The sequence below is a fragment of the Pseudomonas sp. LBUM1644 genome, from assembly GCF_059716195.1.
Map to the genome: position 1 here is coordinate 3,534,951 of NZ_CP166812.1, position 15,983 is coordinate 3,550,933.

19 protein-coding genes are annotated in these 15,983 nt (G+C 57.4%); 11 read left to right on the forward strand and 8 right to left on the reverse strand.

The genetic code is table 11. The features are described from left to right. Positions 1-88 precede the first annotated feature (88 nt). Together ACA052_RS15905 and ACA052_RS15910 are read left to right on the forward strand one after the other, a co-directional pair. On the forward strand, positions 89-1,624 hold the full coding sequence (locus ACA052_RS15905; protein WP_497645737.1) for an EAL domain-containing protein: 1,536 nt from the start codon (positions 89-91) through the stop codon (positions 1,622-1,624). 232 nt (positions 1,625-1,856) lie between these two features. Continuing rightward, positions 1,857-2,222, forward strand: a complete 366-nt coding sequence (locus ACA052_RS15910; protein WP_497645738.1) for a histone-like nucleoid-structuring protein, MvaT/MvaU family — start codon at positions 1,857-1,859, stop codon at positions 2,220-2,222. 167 nt (positions 2,223-2,389) lie between these two features. Here the strand turns inward: ACA052_RS15910 and ACA052_RS15915 are convergent, their stop codons facing one another. Beyond that, a complete protein-coding gene (locus ACA052_RS15915) occupies positions 2,390-2,914 on the reverse strand; it encodes a DUF4946 domain-containing protein (RefSeq protein ID WP_497645739.1) in 525 nt (174 codons plus the stop codon). Positions 2,915-3,058: 144 nt separating this feature from the next. Between ACA052_RS15915 and gloA the strand changes: the two genes are divergently transcribed. After that, positions 3,059-3,580 carry a lactoylglutathione lyase gene (gloA, locus tag ACA052_RS15920; RefSeq protein ID WP_497645740.1) on the forward strand — a complete coding sequence of 174 codons (522 nt, stop codon included), beginning with the start codon at positions 3,059-3,061 and terminating at the stop codon, positions 3,578-3,580. 134 nt (positions 3,581-3,714) lie between these two features. Here the strand turns inward: gloA and ahpF are convergent, their stop codons facing one another. From ahpF to ACA052_RS15935, 3 genes are all read right to left on the reverse strand, one after another. After that, positions 3,715-5,277, reverse strand: a complete 1,563-nt coding sequence (gene ahpF / locus ACA052_RS15925; RefSeq protein WP_497645741.1) for an alkyl hydroperoxide reductase subunit F — start codon at positions 5,275-5,277, stop codon at positions 3,715-3,717. A 135-nt stretch (positions 5,278-5,412) separates the two neighbouring features. Further along, positions 5,413-5,976 carry an alkyl hydroperoxide reductase subunit C gene (gene ahpC / locus ACA052_RS15930; protein WP_027922996.1) on the reverse strand — a complete coding sequence of 188 codons (564 nt, stop codon included), beginning with the start codon at positions 5,974-5,976 and terminating at the stop codon, positions 5,413-5,415. A gap of 288 nt (positions 5,977-6,264) precedes the next feature. Then, on the reverse strand, positions 6,265-7,203 hold the full coding sequence (locus ACA052_RS15935) for a site-specific integrase (protein WP_497645742.1): 939 nt from the start codon (positions 7,201-7,203) through the stop codon (positions 6,265-6,267). A gap of 276 nt (positions 7,204-7,479) precedes the next feature. Between ACA052_RS15935 and ACA052_RS15940 the strand changes: the two genes are divergently transcribed. Then, on the forward strand, positions 7,480-8,496 hold the full coding sequence (locus ACA052_RS15940; RefSeq protein ID WP_497645743.1) for a DNA-binding protein: 1,017 nt from the start codon (positions 7,480-7,482) through the stop codon (positions 8,494-8,496). A 93-nt stretch (positions 8,497-8,589) separates the two neighbouring features. On the opposite strand, the gene gorA is transcribed toward ACA052_RS15940, so the two are convergent. Both gorA and galU read right to left on the reverse strand, forming a co-directional pair. Then, positions 8,590-9,948, reverse strand: coding sequence for a glutathione-disulfide reductase (gene gorA / locus ACA052_RS15945; RefSeq protein WP_497645744.1), 1,359 nt, complete (start codon positions 9,946-9,948; stop codon positions 8,590-8,592). Between the two features lie 131 nt (positions 9,949-10,079). Beyond that, positions 10,080-10,919, reverse strand: coding sequence for a UTP--glucose-1-phosphate uridylyltransferase GalU (galU, locus tag ACA052_RS15950; RefSeq protein ID WP_054050566.1), 840 nt, complete (start codon positions 10,917-10,919; stop codon positions 10,080-10,082). A gap of 270 nt (positions 10,920-11,189) precedes the next feature. Between galU and ACA052_RS15955 the strand changes: the two genes are divergently transcribed. Together ACA052_RS15955 and ACA052_RS15960 are read left to right on the forward strand one after the other, a co-directional pair. Further along, entirely contained in the window at positions 11,190-11,378 is a 189-nt protein-coding gene (locus ACA052_RS15955) for a hypothetical protein (protein WP_497645745.1), read from the forward strand. Positions 11,379-11,563: 185 nt separating this feature from the next. Further along, entirely contained in the window at positions 11,564-11,845 is a 282-nt protein-coding gene (locus ACA052_RS15960; protein ID WP_462009982.1) for a hypothetical protein, read from the forward strand. Between the two features lie 11 nt (positions 11,846-11,856). Here ACA052_RS15960 and ACA052_RS15965 read toward each other — a convergent pair whose 3' ends face one another. Both ACA052_RS15965 and ACA052_RS15970 read right to left on the reverse strand, forming a co-directional pair. After that, positions 11,857-12,087 (reverse strand): hypothetical protein, encoded by a 231-nt coding sequence (locus tag ACA052_RS15965; RefSeq protein WP_497645747.1) that lies wholly within the window; start codon positions 12,085-12,087, stop codon positions 11,857-11,859. 71 nt (positions 12,088-12,158) lie between these two features. Next, entirely contained in the window at positions 12,159-12,515 is a 357-nt protein-coding gene (locus tag ACA052_RS15970) for a hypothetical protein (RefSeq protein ID WP_497645748.1), read from the reverse strand. Between the two features lie 212 nt (positions 12,516-12,727). Between ACA052_RS15970 and ACA052_RS15975 the strand changes: the two genes are divergently transcribed. From ACA052_RS15975 to ada, 5 genes are all read left to right on the forward strand, one after another. Beyond that, entirely contained in the window at positions 12,728-13,030 is a 303-nt protein-coding gene (locus tag ACA052_RS15975; RefSeq protein WP_007946189.1) for a DUF1883 domain-containing protein, read from the forward strand. A gap of 29 nt (positions 13,031-13,059) precedes the next feature. Next, complete coding sequence (locus ACA052_RS15980; protein ID WP_497645750.1) at positions 13,060-13,236, forward strand: hypothetical protein; 177 nt, start codon at positions 13,060-13,062, stop codon at positions 13,234-13,236. Between the two features lie 125 nt (positions 13,237-13,361). Then, positions 13,362-14,069 (forward strand): 2OG-Fe(II) oxygenase, encoded by a 708-nt coding sequence (locus ACA052_RS15985; RefSeq protein ID WP_497645751.1) that lies wholly within the window; start codon positions 13,362-13,364, stop codon positions 14,067-14,069. Further along, positions 14,059-14,739, forward strand: coding sequence for a DNA oxidative demethylase AlkB (gene alkB / locus ACA052_RS15990; RefSeq protein ID WP_497645752.1), 681 nt, complete (start codon positions 14,059-14,061; stop codon positions 14,737-14,739). The genes ACA052_RS15985 and alkB overlap by 11 nt, the downstream gene beginning before the upstream one ends. An 87-nt stretch (positions 14,740-14,826) precedes the next feature. Beyond that, positions 14,827-15,891 (forward strand): bifunctional DNA-binding transcriptional regulator/O6-methylguanine-DNA methyltransferase Ada, encoded by a 1,065-nt coding sequence (gene ada / locus ACA052_RS15995; protein ID WP_497645754.1) that lies wholly within the window; start codon positions 14,827-14,829, stop codon positions 15,889-15,891. Positions 15,892-15,983: the final 92 nt, after the last annotated feature.

A 15,983-nucleotide genomic window follows, 5' to 3' on the forward strand; every position in this document is an offset into this window, starting at 1 on the left:
CATGGCCCGTATCTGAACTCTTTTTGGAAGGCGCGCCGTTGTCCTGCCAGCATTTGAGAGCCCTATTTCGTCGCCACAGGTTTCGCGAATGCCACTGACTGCCGACCCTCCCCGCAAGCGCGGTACCCGGCTTGTATTCACTGTTTTGAGCGGCTTGCTCCCGATGGTGCTGGGCTTCGCCATTCTTTACCTGCAGGCTGAACGTACACTTTCACAAAGTACCGGGCAGACTGCTGAAGAAGCCGTGCGCCAGTTCGACTTGATGCTCGACAACACCGCCCAGGCCGCGCGTGAATTGATGCCGCTGGCCGGCCAACGTTGCGTCGATGTCAATCTGGCTTTGCGTGAACAAGTCACACGCCGTCCGTTTGTGCGCTCGACCAGCCTGGTGTGGGACAACACCGCTTATTGCAGTTCGTTGTTCGGCGACTTTCAGGAAAAAATCAATGCCGACGCCTACGTCCAGGGTCGGTTGTTGTTGATGAAAGGCAACCCCGTGACGCCCGATTCCGCGTTGCTGGTGTATCGATCCAGCGAAGGAAAACAGGCCGCGCTCAGCACGCTGGACGGTTATCACCTGAGTAACGTGCTGCGCCTGATCGGCCGCAGGACGTCGCTGGTCCTGCAAGTCGGCGCCAATTGGTTAAATGCCGATATGAAATTCCACGACGGCCCCCTACCCGTCTTCCCGGTGGCCCCCACCACACTGACCTCCGCTCGTTATGCCTTCACCGTGGCGGCCGGCTTTCCCGCGGGCGAAACCTGGCGCTACATGCGCAGTGAATACCCACCGCTGTTCAGCCTGTTGATTTTTTTCGGGGTGATTTCCGCTTTTGTCGGTCATTTCCTGCAGAAGCGCTCGACGTCGCCGAGCCATGAACTACAGCGTGCACTGGAAGCCGCCGAGTTCATTCCGTACTTTCAACCGCTGGTCCATGGCGACAGCAAAAAGTGGTCGGGGACCGAAGTCCTCATGCGCTGGAACCATCCGAAAGAAGGCCTGGTACGTCCCGACCTGTTCATCCCGTTTGCCGAACATTCCGGGCTGATCGTGCCGATGACCCGTTCCTTGATGCGACAAACCGCGCAATGGCTGGCGCCGGTCTCAGCCTCGTTCGACGAGCCGTTTCACATCGGCATCAACATTACCGCCAGCCATTGCCAGGACCTGAAACTGGTCCAGGACTGTCGCGAGTTCCTTGACGCCTTCGCGCCGGGCACTGTCTGCCTGGTACTGGAGTTGACCGAGCGCGAACTCATCATGCCCACAGCCATCACTCACCAATTGTTCGAGCAGCTTCATGAGCTTGGCGTGATGATCGCCATCGACGATTTCGGAACGGGTCACTCGAGTCTGGGTTATTTGCGCCAGTTCAACGTGGACTTCCTGAAAATCGATCAGAGTTTTGTCGCCATGATTGGTGCCGACGCGCTCTCCCGGCATATTCTGGACAGCATCATCGAACTCTCCGCCAAGCTCGACCTGGGGATCGTCGCTGAAGGCGTGGAAACCGAAGAGCAGAGTGATTACCTGACCGCTCATGGCGTGAACTACCTGCAAGGTTATCTTTTTGGGCGCCCGATGCCCGGCGAAGAGTTCGTTCAAGCATTAAGCCATCATTAACTAACGGCTTTAATCGACAAGACAACGGGTTACGCACCAATTTGAATCAAAAACCCACTCTTGTTACATGAAGAAAAAGTCAGGATTTACTCTTTGCGCATTAACTACTACAATTTTTCATGCCTGCGCTAGATTGGCAGGTGAGCCATTATCACCGAGTCGCTTCAAGGCTCTTGGCTTATAGCTTTGTTTGCGGTTGGTATCAGCCAAACACACTATTGGAGTAAAGATATTGTCCAGACTCGCTGAATTTCGTGCAGCTGAAAAGGCCCTTCAAGAGCAGCTAAAACAGCTGGAATCCCTGAAGAACGATGCCGGGCTCAAGAAAGAAATCGAATTCGAAGAAAAGCTCCAGGGGCTGATGAAAACCTACGGCAAGAGCCTGCGTGACATCGTCGCCATTCTCGATCCGAACCCGGCCAAATCCGGCCTGCAACATGCCCCAGCGCCTAAAACCCGCCGTGCTCGCGTGGTCAAGGTTTATCAGAATCCGCACACCGGTGAACTGATTGAAACCAAGGGCGGCAACCACCGTGGCCTGAAAGCCTGGAAGGAACAATACGGTGCTGCCACCGTTGATTCCTGGCTGCGAGGCTAAGCACTCGCGGTGACAAAAAAGCCCTGCCAATGCAGGGCTTTTTCATGGATAGCATCTAAATGCAACGATGTGGGCCGATCAATTCGCTACTTGCCGACTAACTTTGTGCTTAATCCGTTTGGGTATCTAAAAATTACCGAACGTGCTGAAAATCAGCAAACCCTCTACTAAAGTTTCAAGCTGTTACGAGCAGCGCTTATTTCTTCCTCACTTGCCTTATAAGCCTCCGCCTGCCCCGCGTACGAAAGAACATAGGCCTTATCGGCATCCACCGCTGCGACCAATGTTTGCGACAACACATGTCGGCCGTTTTGCGTAATCGTGCAGGTAGTTTCCAGCGCCGATAAACGGCTTAAGGTCGTGGAGTGAATCCGGGTACAGACACTTTGATAGCCGCCCTGAAAAAAGTCCTTCTGCACCGACTTGCGCATCTCCAGCAATACACCTTGCAGGTTCACCTGATGACCGCTCTCGACCTGAGTCATGGTCAGCTCCATCACCATGACTGGCGTGCCAGCCTGATTGTTTTTCACTGCACGTTGACGGGACACCTCTGGCCTGGCGCCGTCCTCCTGCACCGCTTCGACTTCCCAGCCGTTTGGCCACGTCACGATCGGCGCGTCTGCGTGAGCGCAGGTGATACCTGAAAGTACGCCCGTCAGGACCAGCAGCACTTCGGACAATCGAATCATTGCAATGAACACTCACGGGATGAGCGGTAAAGTCTGAGCCTCGCCCGCCCGTCAGGCAATAGCCGACGCTTTCGGTTTGGTGATGTCAGAGCCCTTGCGTATCATTGTCGCCATTCGTTAGCCCCACTTATTACCGGAGGGCCCATGAGCCTGCACGAATTGAATACCTTTGCGGGTGTCACCGCCCAACCTGACACCGCCACCCAGAAGTTTGTCTTCAACCACACCATGTTGCGAGTCAAGGACATCACCAAGTCTCTGGATTTCTACACGCGCATCCTGGGTTTTTCGCTGGTGGAAAAACGTGACTTCCCGGAAGCGGAATTCAGCCTGTACTTCCTGGCGCTGGTCGATAAAAACCAGATCCCGGCCGACGCCGCAGCGCGCACCGAGTGGATGAAATCGATCCCGGGCATCCTCGAACTGACCCATAACCACGGCACCGAGAACGACGCGGATTTCGCCTACCACAACGGCAACACCGACCCGCGCGGCTTTGGCCACATCTGCATTTCGGTGCCGGACATCCGTGCGGCGTGCGAGCGTTTTGAAGCACTGGGCTGCGATTTCCAGAAACGCCTGAACGACGGCCGCATGAAGAGCCTGGCATTCATCAAGGACCCGGATGCTTATTGGGTTGAAATCATTCAGCCGGCGCCGCTGTAAATCAAAATCAAAAGATCGCAGCCTTCGGCAGCTCCTACACCAATCCCTGTAGGAGCTGCCGCAGGCTGCGATCTTTTGATCCACAAAAAAACCCCATGATCACTCATGGGGTTTTGTGTTTTCAGCGTCGGCTTTTATGCCGGGGCCGAGGTCCGGATCAAGTGATCGAATGCGCTCAGCGAAGCCTTGGCGCCCTCGCCCACCGCAATCACGATCTGCTTATACGGCACAGTCGTCACGTCACCGGCAGCGAACACGCCAGGCATCGACGTTTCACCACGCGCATCAACGATGATCTCACCGCGAGGCGACAGCTCGATGGTGCCTTTGAGCCAGTCGGTGTTTGGCAGCAAACCGATCTGCACGAAAATCCCTTCCAGCTCGACAGTGCGCAGTTCGTCTGACTGACGATCCTTGTACCGCAGGCCGTTGACCTTCTGCCCGTCGCCGGTGACTTCAGTGGTTTGCGCACGGGTGATCACGGTGACGTTCGGCAAGCTGTGCAATTTACGCTGTAGAACCGCATCGGCGCGCAGCTGTACATCAAACTCAAGCAGCGTGACATGGGAGACGATACCAGCCAGGTCAATGGCCGCCTCGACGCCGGAGTTACCGCCGCCAATCACCGCCACACGCTTGCCCTTGAACAGCGGACCGTCGCAGTGCGGGCAGTACGCCACGCCTTTGTTGCGGTATTGCTGCTCACCCGGGACGTTCATTTCACGCCACCGCGCACCCGTGGCAAGGATCACGGTCCTGCCTTTCAGCGTCGCGCCGCTTGCGAAGTGAACCTCGTGCAGCTCGCCATTTTTACCTGGCACCAGTTTGTCGGCGCGTTGCAGGTTCATGATGTCCACGTCGTACTGCTTGACGTGTTCTTCCAGCGCTACAGCCAGTTTCGGCCCTTCGGTTTCCTGCACGGAGATGAAGTTCTCGATGGCCATGGTGTCCAGCACCTGCCCACCAAAACGTTCCGCTGCCACACCGGTGCGAATGCCTTTACGAGCGGCGTAGATCGCTGCCGAAGCACCGGCCGGGCCACCGCCGACAACCAGCACATCAAAGGCTTCTTTGGCGCTGATTTTCTCGGCCTGACGCTCGATGCCGCTGGTGTCGATCTTGGCGAGGATTTCTTCAAGGCCCATGCGGCCCTGACCGAAGTTCACGCCGTTCAGGTAGATGCTTGGCACGGCCATGATCTGGCGTTCATCGACTTCGGCCTGGAACAGCGCGCCGTCGATGGCGACGTGACGGATGTTCGGGTTCAACACCGCCATCAGGTTCAGCGCCTGGACGACGTCCGGGCAGTTCTGGCAAGACAGCGAGAAGTAAGTCTCGAAGCTGAATTCGCCTTTGATCGAGCGGATCTGTTCGATCACTTCCGCACTGGCTTTCGAGGGATGGCCGCCGACTTGCAGCAACGCCAGCACCAGGGATGTGAATTCGTGGCCCATCGGGATGCCGGCGAAACGCAGGCTGATATCCGCGCCGGGGCGATTGATCGAGAACGATGGCTTGCGTGCATCGTCACCGTTATCGAGCAAGGTAATTTGGCCGGAAAGACTGGCAACGTCTTTCAGCAGTTCGAGCATTTCCTGGGATTTCGCACCGTCGTCGAGGGATGCAACGATCTCGATCGGCTGAGTGACCCGTTCCAGGTACGATTTCAACTGGGCTTTAAGATTGGCGTCCAACATACGGGCGATTTCCTTTTTACTGTTGCGAAGACATAAAAAAACGCCCGAGCGAATCGCGCCCGGGCGTTTTTAGTGGGCGGTGCAGCTTACTGAGTAGGTGCGGAGTTCCGCCCTGATGCAGCGCGACTCACAGGCTTAGATCTTGCCGACCAGGTCCAGGGACGGCGCCAGAGTGGCCTCGCCTTCTTTCCACTTGGCTGGGCAAACCTGGCCTGGGTGAGCAGCAACGTACTGAGCAGCCTTGATTTTGCGCAGCAGCTCGGAAGCGTCACGGCCAACGCCGCCATCGTTCAGTTCAACGATTTTGATCTGGCCTTCAGGGTTGATGACGAAGGTGCCACGGTCAGCCAGACCAGCGTCTTCGATCAGGACGTCGAAGTTGCGGGAGATGGCGTGAGTCGGGTCGCCGATCATGGTGTACTGGATTTTGCCGATGGCTGGCGAAGTGTTGTGCCAGGCAGCGTGGGCAAAATGAGTATCGGTGGAAACGCTGTAGATCTCGACGCCCAGTTTCTGGAACGCGTCGTAGTTGTCAGCCAGGTCTTCCAGTTCGGTTGGGCAAACAAAGGTGAAGTCAGCTGGGTAGAAGAACACGACAGACCATTTGCCTTTCAGGTCAGCGTCCGAGACTTTTACGAAGTCGCCATTTTTGAAAGCGTCAGCTTTGAACGGTTTAACATGGCTGTTGATGATAGGCATCGGTGACTCTCCGTCAGGGGTTGAAAAGTTGATGGAGTGAACTCTACCCACTCGACGGACCGATGGCTCATTGGCAAACCTGATGCTGCTGATTTGTTTTCGCTATTAGCCAGCTGTATTAATAGAAGAAATTGGTATCTATGGATGTAGCAGCTGGCGAAGCCTGCGTTCGGCTGCGAAGCAGTCGTAAAACCCGGCTTGCATGGTTTACCTGACACACCGCGAGTTCTGATTCTGCGACTGCTGCGCAGCCGAACGCAGGCTTCGCCAGCTGCTACGGAGCGTATTTCAGCCTGCCAACGGCTTTTCAGCGATGCGGTTCATCCCCAGAAACGGGCTGGCCTCGACATAACGCATGGCAGACTTCATGTCCTTCCAGCCCACGTAACTCATCAACGACTTCAAATCCCAGCCGCTCTGGTGCGCCCAGGTGGCAAAACCGCGGCGCAACGAATGGCTGGTGTAGTGTTCGGCCGCAATGCCTGCGCGCTCGAGCGCCTGGCGCAACAAGGGAATGACGCTGTTGGCGTGCAAGCCCACTTCGCTCAGATGACCCCAGCGGTCGATGCCGCGGAACACCGGGCCACGAACCAGCGCCGCGTCGGTGATCCAGGCGATGTAAGCCTCGACCGGACACAGACGCTGTAACGCCGGAGTCTGATAAGTCTTGCCGAGGTTTTCGCGGTCGCTCTTGCTTCGCGGCAGGTAAAGGCTGATGCCCGTGCCGGCTACCGCTTGCACGTGCTCGACCTGTACCCGGCACAACTCGTCGCTACGAAAGCCACGCCAGAAGCCGAGCAGGATCAGTGCGGTGTCGCGCCTGGCCCGTAGCAGAGCCGGTCGGTCATTTTCAGTTTTTGCGGTTTGTGCTTCCTGTTCCAGCCATGCCACCACTTGCTCCAGATGCTGAAGCTGCAACGGCTCAGCCTGCTTCTCCTGAGCCGGGTGCAGCGCGCGAATGCCCTTGAAGACCTTGCGCACTACCGGCGCCTTTGTCGGATCGGCAAAGCCCTGACTGTTGTGCCACTGCGCCAACGCCGACAGACGCAGCTTTAGCGTGTTGATCGACAACTCCCCCGCGTACGCCACCAGATAACGCGCGACGCTGTCAGCAGTGGCCGGCAGAAAACCACCCCAACCGGCTTCGAAATGCTCGATGGCCGCCCGATAGCTGCGACGGGTGTTGTCGCGTGTGGCGGCTTGCAGATATCGATCCAGATCGGTCATGGGAATGAACCTTTTGGTGGGCCAGTGTAGGAGCTGCCGCAGGCTGCGATCTTTTGACTTTGCTTATTGGGGAAGATCAAAAGATCGCAGCCTGCGGCAGCTCCTACAAGGGCATTGTGTACGGACTTACGGCGATAAGAAGCTTCGCCATGCTTTCACACGGGGTAATACCAGTATATCCCGCGTGAATACTTCGCGTATTTAAAGTTATCTTCCTGCGTGGTACATTGTGTACTTTGGTGGTACGTACCACAGTACGAAATCGTAGGAGAGTTCATGGCACGCGGTGGTGTAAACAAAGCAGTAGTGCAAGCGGCACGCTTGGCGATTTTGGCTCGCGGCGAAAACCCCAGCATCGACGCCGTACGGATCGAGATGGGCAATACCGGTTCGAAAACCACCATTCACCGCTATTTGAAAGAACTGGATGACGGCGTCGAACCTGCCGCACCCTCCTCCGAACCCATCAATGACGAACTGACAGCACTGGTCTCGCGTCTCGCTCAGCGCTTGAAAGAGCAGGCGCAAGAACCTATCGATCAGGCGCGCGCCCAGTTCGATCAACAACGAAAAGCATTGGAAAGCCAATTGGCCGTGTCTGAAGAGGCCAACACCGAACTGCAGCAGCAGTACGAGATTCAAACCCTGGCTCTGACGCAGGAGTCGGAGACACTGCAGAACACCCACGCCATGCTGCAGACCGAGCAAACGCGTAACGCAGGACTGAACCAGGCGCTGGCCGATTTCGAGTTGCGTTTGCGCGACAAGGACGAGCAGATCCGCTCACTGGAAGAAAAGCACCTGCACGCGCGCGATGCGCTGGAACACTACCGCAACGCCGTCAAGGAACAACGTGAACAGGAACAGCGGCGCCATGAGGGCCAGGTGCAGCAGATTCAGATGGAGTTGCGCCAGGCTCAACAAAGCGCGTTGGTGCGTCAGGACGAAATCACCCAGCTACACCGCGACAATGAGCGCCTGCTGACCGAAAACCGTGGCACGCTGCGCGAGTTGAGCCTGACGCAGGAACAGCTCAAACAAACCAATGCCCAACAGGATCAGCTGCTGGAACAGGTCAACCGGATCGACAGCGAGCGCACCCTCCTCCAGGAACGCCTGCGCGCAGCCATGCTGGAAAGCCAGTCACTGAAACAAAGCGTCGAAGATCAGTTACAGGTCAACAAAGCACTGGAAATTCAACTGACCAAGATCCAAGCAGACCTGGAAGAAAGCCAACGCCAATCAACTGTAGGAGCGAGCTTGCTCGCGAAGGACGTCAACGATAACGCGTAAAACCAGGCCCCCAGCGGCGCCTATGGTTTTTTCGCGAGCAAGCTCGCTCCTACAGGCTGTCATTGCGACAGCGCCAGACGCAACCAGGGCCGATTAACCCGCGACCGGCGTGCGCATGGTGACGAACTCTTCGGCGGCCGTCGGATGCACGCCGATGGTTTCGTCGAAATCGCGCTTGGTGGCACCAGCCTTCAACGCAATCGCCAAACCCTGGACGATCTCGCCAGCGTCCGGTCCGACCATGTGGCAACCCAGAACCTTGTCGGTCTTGGCATCCACCACCAGCTTCATCAGCGTGCGCTCCTGGCATTCGGTCAGGGTCAGCTTCATCGGGCGGAAACGGCTTTCGAAAACCACCACGTCGTGGCCGGCTTCGCGAGCCTCTTCCTCGGTGAAGCCTACGGTGCCGATGTTCGGCAGGCTGAACACCGCCGTCGGGATCATCTTGTAATCCACCGGGCGATATTGCTCAGGCTTGAACAAGCGCCGCGCAACGGCCATGCCTTCGGCCAGCGCGACCGGCGTCAGTTGCACGCGACCGATCACATCACCAAGGGCCAGAATCGACGGTTCGGCGGTCTGATACTGCTCATCGACCTCGACGAAACCTTTCTTGTCGAGTGTGACGCCGGTGTTTTCCAGCCCGAGATTGTCCAGCATCGGACGCCGGCCGGTGGCGTAAAACACACAATCCGCCTCCAACTCGCGACCGTCCTTGAGGGTGACTTTCAGACTGCCATCGGCCTGCTTGTCGATACGCTCGATGTCGGCGTTGAATTGCAGATCCATCCCGCGCTTGGTCAGCTCTTCCTGCAAATGCTTACGCACGGCACCGTCGAAGCCGCGCAGGAATAACTCACCGCGATACAGCAACGTGGTTTCGGCGCCCAGGCCGTGGAAGATCCCAGCGAACTCGACAGCGATGTAGCCACCGCCTACGACCAAAACACGCTTGGGCAGCTCTTTGAGGAAAAACGCCTGGTTGGAGCTGATCGCGTGTTCATGCCCCGGAATTTCCGGAATCTGCGGCCAGCCGCCGGTGGCAATGAGGATATTCTTGGCGGTATGACGCTCGCCATTGATCTCGACCGTATGCGGGTCGACGATCTTGGCGTGGCCTTCGTGCAAGGTCACGCCGCTGTTAACCAGTAGCGTGCGATAGATGCCATTCAGGCGATTGATCTCGCGGTCCTTGTTGGCGATCAGCGTCGCCCAATCGAACTTCGCCTCACCCGGGGTCCAGCCAAAACCTGAAGACTGCTCGAAGTCTTCGGCGAAATGCGCGCCGTAGACCAGCAATTTCTTCGGCACGCAACCGACGTTCACACAGGTGCCACCCAGGTAACGGCTCTCGGCCACCGCCACTTTCGCGCCAAAACCAGCCGAAAACCGCGCAGCCCGCACACCGCCGGAACCGGCACCAATCACATAAAGGTCAAAATCGTAGGCCATTTTCAATCTCCTCGGCAGGCAAACAGCATACCCGCAGAAGTCCGTTGGGCAAGCGCTGCAAACGATATGAGGGCGGAAAATGAAAAAGCCACCCGAAGGTGGCTTTTAAGAAACAAGCAAGTCAAACCCTATCAGTAAGCCTTGCCAGTCTTGTAGAAGTTCTCGAAGCAGAAGTTGGTCGCTTCGATGTAGCCTTCAGCACCACCGCAGTCGAAGCGCTTGCCTTTGAATTTGTAGGCAATCACGCAACCATTCTGCGCCTGCTTCATCAAGGCGTCGGTGATCTGGATCTCGCCGCCCTTGCCTGGCTCGGTTTGTTTGATCAGGTCGAAGATGTCCGGGGTCAGGATGTAACGACCGATGATCGCCAGGTTCGACGGAGCGTCTTCCGGGGCTGGCTTCTCGACCATGTTGCGGACGCGGTAGAGGTCGTCACCGATCAAGTCGCCGGCGATTACGCCGTACTTGTTGGTTTCCAGCGGATCGACTTCCTGGATCGCGATGATCGAGCAGCGGTACTGTTTGTACAGCTTGACCATCTGGGTCAGGACGCCGTCACCGTCGAGGTTGACGCACAAGTCATCCGCGAGCACCACGGCGAAGGGTTCGTCGCCGATCAGCGGACGGCCCGTCAGAATGGCGTGGCCCAGGCCTTTCATTTCGGTCTGACGAGTGTAGGAGAACGAGCACTCGTCCAACAGTTTGCGGATGCCGACCAGGTATTTTTCCTTGTCGGTGCCCTTGATCTGGTTTTCCAGCTCGTAGCTGATATCGAAGTGGTCTTCCAGAGCGCGTTTGCCACGACCGGTCACGATGGAGATTTCGGTCAAGCCAGCGTCCAGTGCTTCTTCGACGCCGTACTGGATCAGTGGCTTGTTTACCACCGGCAGCATTTCTTTGGGCATGGCTTTAGTCGCTGGCAGGAAGCGAGTACCGTAACCGGCTGCTGGGAACAAGCATTTCTTGATCATATAAGTCCTTGAAAGGGCTGTGTGTACGAGTTTCGGCGCAGTCTAATCAGGCGGCGTGCACCTTACAATGCCCCGCACTGGCTAACCGATGCCATCATAGAGAAATATTCTTGCGGATAGTTCCCCCCGATCGCTGCGCCGCCTTTATTGATAGCACAGACGGCCAGATCTGCACGACCGGACAATCGCACCACCCTACACCCATCAGCACCGGTTGAGTGCATTTGGCGGTATGATTGCGCGATTGAACCAGTCAAACGAGGCAGATCGATGTCGGTAGCAAAAAGCGTCAACGGGTACTTGATCAATCAGGCAAAAGACGGCCAGTGGTGGGTAGACAGCGTTGGCGGCGAAAATATCGCCGGGCCTTTCCCTACCGAAGCATTGGCGATCGAGGTGGCATCGGTGTTGCAGGATCAGCCGTCAGCGCCCAAGCGCCGCGGGAAGGACAAGTCCTGAGCAGTATCTGACTCGACCCGAGCCTTGCCGTTGCGCAGGGCTTTTTTATGGGTAGATCAAAAGATCGCAGCCTTCGGCAGCTCCTACAGGGCGATCTTTTGATCTTGCCGATGGCCATTCGCTATAACCTTTTGATTCGGGCGCTGTCACAGGCTTAGCCCCATCATCCTGACGACGACCACGACATGACTAAATTCTTGCCACTGATTGCGGTGCTGGCCCTGAGCGGCTGCGCCACTTCCGAAACGACCTACCTGAATAACGGCGAGCAAGGTCTGGCCATTGATTGCTCGGGGGAGGCCAATTCCTGGGCCACCTGCTACGAAAAAGCCGATGCCTCTTGCGCCGGCACCGGCTATCGAATTGTCGGTACCGACGGAACACCTTCGACCAAGGAAAGCGACAAGACGCTGGGCGTTGACGTAGGCAACTACAAGAACCGCAGCGTCGTGGTGGTCTGCAAGTAAGGCACCCTGCCCTACATGTGAATTTCGGCGAACTTGATCCCGAGACCACGCACGGTCTCAATCAACTCGTCCAGGCTACCGAAGGATTCAACTTCATCGTTTTCGTCTACCAGGAAATAACTGCGCCCGGCGCTTTTCTTGAAGAATACGATCCACTCGCCCGAATTCGCCGGATTTTGAATCACGTGGGTGGCAGAGATGTGACCCTCTGCATGGCGCTCCCGTACCTGCTCTCGCTTCATGCTTGCTCCTGAAATGACAATGCCGTCAAAGCGTTGCTTTGACGGCATCGGTGCCGATTGGCGTCATTCTATCAGCCGGAAATGCACGCGGTGGCAGCGTTGCGTACATCATGCGGACGCAAAGGCACGTTGGAGATGCGCTCATGAAGCTTGATGCTGCTGCCGGTGGAACGGTTTTCGATATCGAATACCGCGGCCGGGCCCGACGAGAACTTCTGCGGAACGATCACACGAACGCCATCCTTCTGCGACTCGACTTGCAGGGCGCCTCGGCTGTTGGCCAGTTTTTCGCTCAGGCATTGTGCGTACTCATGGGGCTTCTTGCCTGAGATCACGTTCATGGTAGGCAGCGTCTCATTGATTTCCGAGACTGACGCACAACCACTCATCGCCAGCGCCAACGGCAGCAACCACACACCCCACTTCATACGAAACCTCCGATAAAGACCCTCCGACAGCACAAATGCCGTTTTTCTCCGAGGCTCATTGCTTTTATCCCGCATAGAATCCGGAATAACAGTTTTTAATTGTCAAAGCGGACCTCGACGACCGGATAATAACCCGTTCGGGCTGATAAACTGCGCCAATCGCCCATGCTATCGTTTTGATTTTGTAGAAAAAGCCCTTCTGGAGGCGCCTCATGAAATTTATCCACCAGCGCGAGCACCTCAACGAAGACGACATCGTCGTCATTCAGTGCTCCCAAACGTGCAACATCCGCTTGATGAACGACGCCAATTTCCGCAGCTTCAAAAATGGCGGCCGCCACACTTACCATGGCGGTGCGTTCGACACCTTCCCGGCACGAATTACTGCACCGAGCACCGGTTTCTGGAACATCACCATCGATACGGTCAACCGCCGCCCGATCAGCGTGACTCGCAAACCGACCCTGACCCATTCAATCAAGATCATCCGCCGCTCCAGCACGAAACTCAGCTGAGTGACGCCCCACCACGAGGACAGGCAGGCATGAACGCGACGCCAACCACCAAATACGTCATCAAGTACAAACTCAACGGCGAACGCCGCTTCGAATTTGCCCAGCTTGAAACAGGCACCGAGACAGAAGCCAAGGCCGCGCTGGACGCCATTCATGGCCAAAGCGAAGACGTGATCAGCGACATCAGTGTCAGCAAAGCGCTGTAAACCACTGCGGAGCAACAACAGGGATGTCTGCTCCCCGCCGTGAATTCGACCGCAAGCACCGGAGTGTTGGTGAAGGCGCCACGCCCTAGACTGGCCACCTCAACCCTGGGTTAAGGAGTCAGAAGGTGTTTAGCGAGCATGACCTTGATACGCTCGACTGGGATGCACTGGAACAGCAACTTGATCAGGATGGCTGCGCCATCATCCGGTCGCTGTTAACCCACGCTTCCTGCGACGAAATCAGCGCCCTCTACAGTCAGCAAGAACCTTTCCGCTCGCAAGTCATGATGGCCCGTCACGGCTTCGGCCGCGGCGAGTACAAATACTTCCGATACCCATTGCCCGACCCGGTGGCACGACTGCGCAGCGCCCTTTACCCTCGGCTGGTGCCGGTTGCCAACCGCTGGTACGAGCAGATGAGCCTTGCGCCCCGATTCCCCGAAACCCATGAGGCGTTTCTCGAGCGTTGCCATGCCGCCGGTCAGGAGCGGCCGACACCGTTGTTGCTGCAATATGGCCCACAGGACTACAACTGTTTGCATCAGGACCTGTACGGCGAACACGTCTTTGCGCTGCAAGTGGCGATTTTGCTGTCAGAACCGGACGAAGATTTCACCGGCGGCGAATTCGTCCTGACCGAGCAGCGCCCGCGGATGCAGTCGCGGCCCCAGGTCATCGGCCTGAGCAAAGGCGATGGGCTGATTTTTGCCGTCAATCAGCGCCCCGTCAAAGGCGTTCGCGGCTATTACCGCGTCACCCTGCGCCACGGCGTGAGTCGCCTGCACAGTGGAAAACGGCATACCCTTGGAATTATCTTTCACGATGCGTCATGACCCCATGAACCCGACCACTTTGGATCTGTTTGCCGACGCGGAACCTGAGCAGCAGCCCAGACGCGATCAAATTGGCGAACAGTCCTACGTGCTGAGAGGCTTTGCCCTGCCTTGGCTCGACCGATTGTTACCCGAACTGCAAGCGGTGCTGACGGCGGCACCGTTTCGACAAATGGTCACGCCGGGCGGCTTCACCATGTCGGTGGCCTTGAGCAGTTGCGGCACGCTGGGCTGGACCACCGACCGCAGCGGTTATCGCTATACCCGCCACGATCCGCAGACCGGTCGACCCTGGCCGAAAATGCCAGACGTGTTTTTCGAGTTGGCGCAAGCGGCGGCGCACGAAGCCGGGTTCGTTGATTTCGTGCCTGATTCCTGCCTGATCAATCGCTATGTCCCCGGAGCCAAGATGTCTTTGCACCAGGACAAGGACGAAGGTTCCTACGCGGCACCCATCGTTTCCGTATCGCTCGGGTTGCCGGCGATGTTTCTGTTCGGAGGGTTTGAACGCGGCGATAAAAGCCTGCGGATTCCTTTGCTACATGGCGATATCGTGGTCTGGGGTGGCGTGGATCGGTTGCGCTATCACGGGGTCTTACCCATCAAGGAAGGCCAGCATCCACGCCTGGGCGAACAACGCATAAACTTCACTTTTCGTACCGCTGGATGAAGCCCTCGAATTCGACCGCAAGACCCGGAGTGTCAAGCACCAGGCCGCTGGTTAATCTGAACCAAACCAGTCAACGGACATAAAGCCATGACCCGCCATTCGCCAACCATCGCCACAGAAAACGATCCTCGCTGGGCCGCCGTCGTCGCGCGTGATCCCCGGGCAGACGGGCAGTTTGTGTATGCGGTGAAAACCACCGGTGTCTATTGCCGTCCCAGCGGCCTGGCGCGTCTGCCGAAACCGCAGAACGTCGAGTTTTTCGACACCGCCGAACAAGCCCAGGCAGCGGGTTATCGCCCCAGCAAACGGACGGCAAAGGACCAAAGCGACGTCGCTTCCCAACATGCCGCCACCGTGGCCGCCGCGTGCCGCCAGATCGAAACAGCAGAGAATCTGCCCGCGCTGAGCGAACTGGCCGACGCCGCTGGCCTCAGCACGTTTCACTTCCATCGGGTATTCAAAGCGGTTACCGGCCTCACCCCCAAGGGTTACGCCACGGCCCATCGCTCACGCAGGGTCCGCGAGCGGTTGGCGGACGGAAGCTCGGTGACCGACGCACTTTATGACGCCGGCTTCAACTCCAACAGTCGCTTCTATGAGGCGGCAGATCAGTTACTGGGCATGAAACCCGGCGACTACCGCGCCGCCGGCCAGAATAACGAGATTCGTTTTGCCGTTGGCCAGTGCTCGCTCGGAGCGATTCTGGTGGCGCAAAGTGAACGAGGCGTTTGCGCGATCCTGCTGGGTGATGATCCGCACCAGTTGGTCTGCGACCTGCAGGACAAATTCCGCCAGGCCACGTTGATCGGTGCTGATCACGCGTTCGAGCAACTGATCGCCAAGGTTGTCGGCTTTATCGAAGCACCGGCCATTGGCCTGGATTTGCCGCTGGACGTTCGTGGCACTGCGTTTCAAGAGCGGGTCTGGCAAGCCTTGCGCGAGATCCCTGTCGGCAGCACGGCCAGCTACGCCGATATCGCCCAACGCATCGGCGCGCCCAAAGCCTTCCGCGCCGTGGCCCAGGCCTGCGGCGCGAATAGCCTGGCGGTGGCGATTCCATGCCATCGCGTGGTGCGCAGCGACGGCGATCTGTCGGGCTATCGCTGGGGCGTAGAGCGCAAACGGCAGTTGCTGAAGCGTGAAAGCCAATAGATCAAAGATCAAAAGATCGCAGCCTGCGGCAGCTCCTACATTAGAAATGCGTCCCCCTGTAGGAGCTGCCGCAGGCTGCGATCTTTTTGCTG

Excerpts from the sequence above, each read along its gene's own strand:
- ACA052_RS15905 (WP_497645737.1), top strand. The coding sequence starts at position 89 with ATGCCACTGACTGCCGACCCTCCCCGCAAGCGCGGTACCCGGCTTGTA.
- ACA052_RS15915 (WP_497645739.1), bottom strand. The coding sequence starts at position 2,914 with ATGATTCGATTGTCCGAAGTGCTGCTGGTCCTGACGGGCGTACTTTCA.
- gloA (WP_497645740.1), top strand. The coding sequence starts at position 3,059 with ATGAGCCTGCACGAATTGAATACCTTTGCGGGTGTCACCGCCCAACCT.
- ahpF (WP_497645741.1), bottom strand. The coding sequence starts at position 5,277 with ATGTTGGACGCCAATCTTAAAGCCCAGTTGAAATCGTACCTGGAACGG.
- ahpC (WP_027922996.1), bottom strand. The coding sequence starts at position 5,976 with ATGCCTATCATCAACAGCCATGTTAAACCGTTCAAAGCTGACGCTTTC.
- ACA052_RS15935 (WP_497645742.1), bottom strand. The coding sequence starts at position 7,203 with ATGACCGATCTGGATCGATATCTGCAAGCCGCCACACGCGACAACACC.
- ACA052_RS15940 (WP_497645743.1), top strand. The coding sequence starts at position 7,480 with ATGGCACGCGGTGGTGTAAACAAAGCAGTAGTGCAAGCGGCACGCTTG.
- gorA (WP_497645744.1), bottom strand. The coding sequence starts at position 9,948 with ATGGCCTACGATTTTGACCTTTATGTGATTGGTGCCGGTTCCGGCGGT.
- galU (WP_054050566.1), bottom strand. The coding sequence starts at position 10,919 with ATGATCAAGAAATGCTTGTTCCCAGCAGCCGGTTACGGTACTCGCTTC.
- ACA052_RS15955 (WP_497645745.1), top strand. The coding sequence starts at position 11,190 with ATGTCGGTAGCAAAAAGCGTCAACGGGTACTTGATCAATCAGGCAAAA.
- ACA052_RS15960 (WP_462009982.1), top strand. The coding sequence starts at position 11,564 with ATGACTAAATTCTTGCCACTGATTGCGGTGCTGGCCCTGAGCGGCTGC.
- ACA052_RS15965 (WP_497645747.1), bottom strand. The coding sequence starts at position 12,087 with ATGAAGCGAGAGCAGGTACGGGAGCGCCATGCAGAGGGTCACATCTCT.
- ACA052_RS15970 (WP_497645748.1), bottom strand. The coding sequence starts at position 12,515 with ATGAAGTGGGGTGTGTGGTTGCTGCCGTTGGCGCTGGCGATGAGTGGT.
- ACA052_RS15975 (WP_007946189.1), top strand. The coding sequence starts at position 12,728 with ATGAAATTTATCCACCAGCGCGAGCACCTCAACGAAGACGACATCGTC.
- ACA052_RS15980 (WP_497645750.1), top strand. The coding sequence starts at position 13,060 with ATGAACGCGACGCCAACCACCAAATACGTCATCAAGTACAAACTCAAC.
- alkB (WP_497645752.1), top strand. The coding sequence starts at position 14,059 with ATGCGTCATGACCCCATGAACCCGACCACTTTGGATCTGTTTGCCGAC.
- ada (WP_497645754.1), top strand. The coding sequence starts at position 14,827 with ATGACCCGCCATTCGCCAACCATCGCCACAGAAAACGATCCTCGCTGG.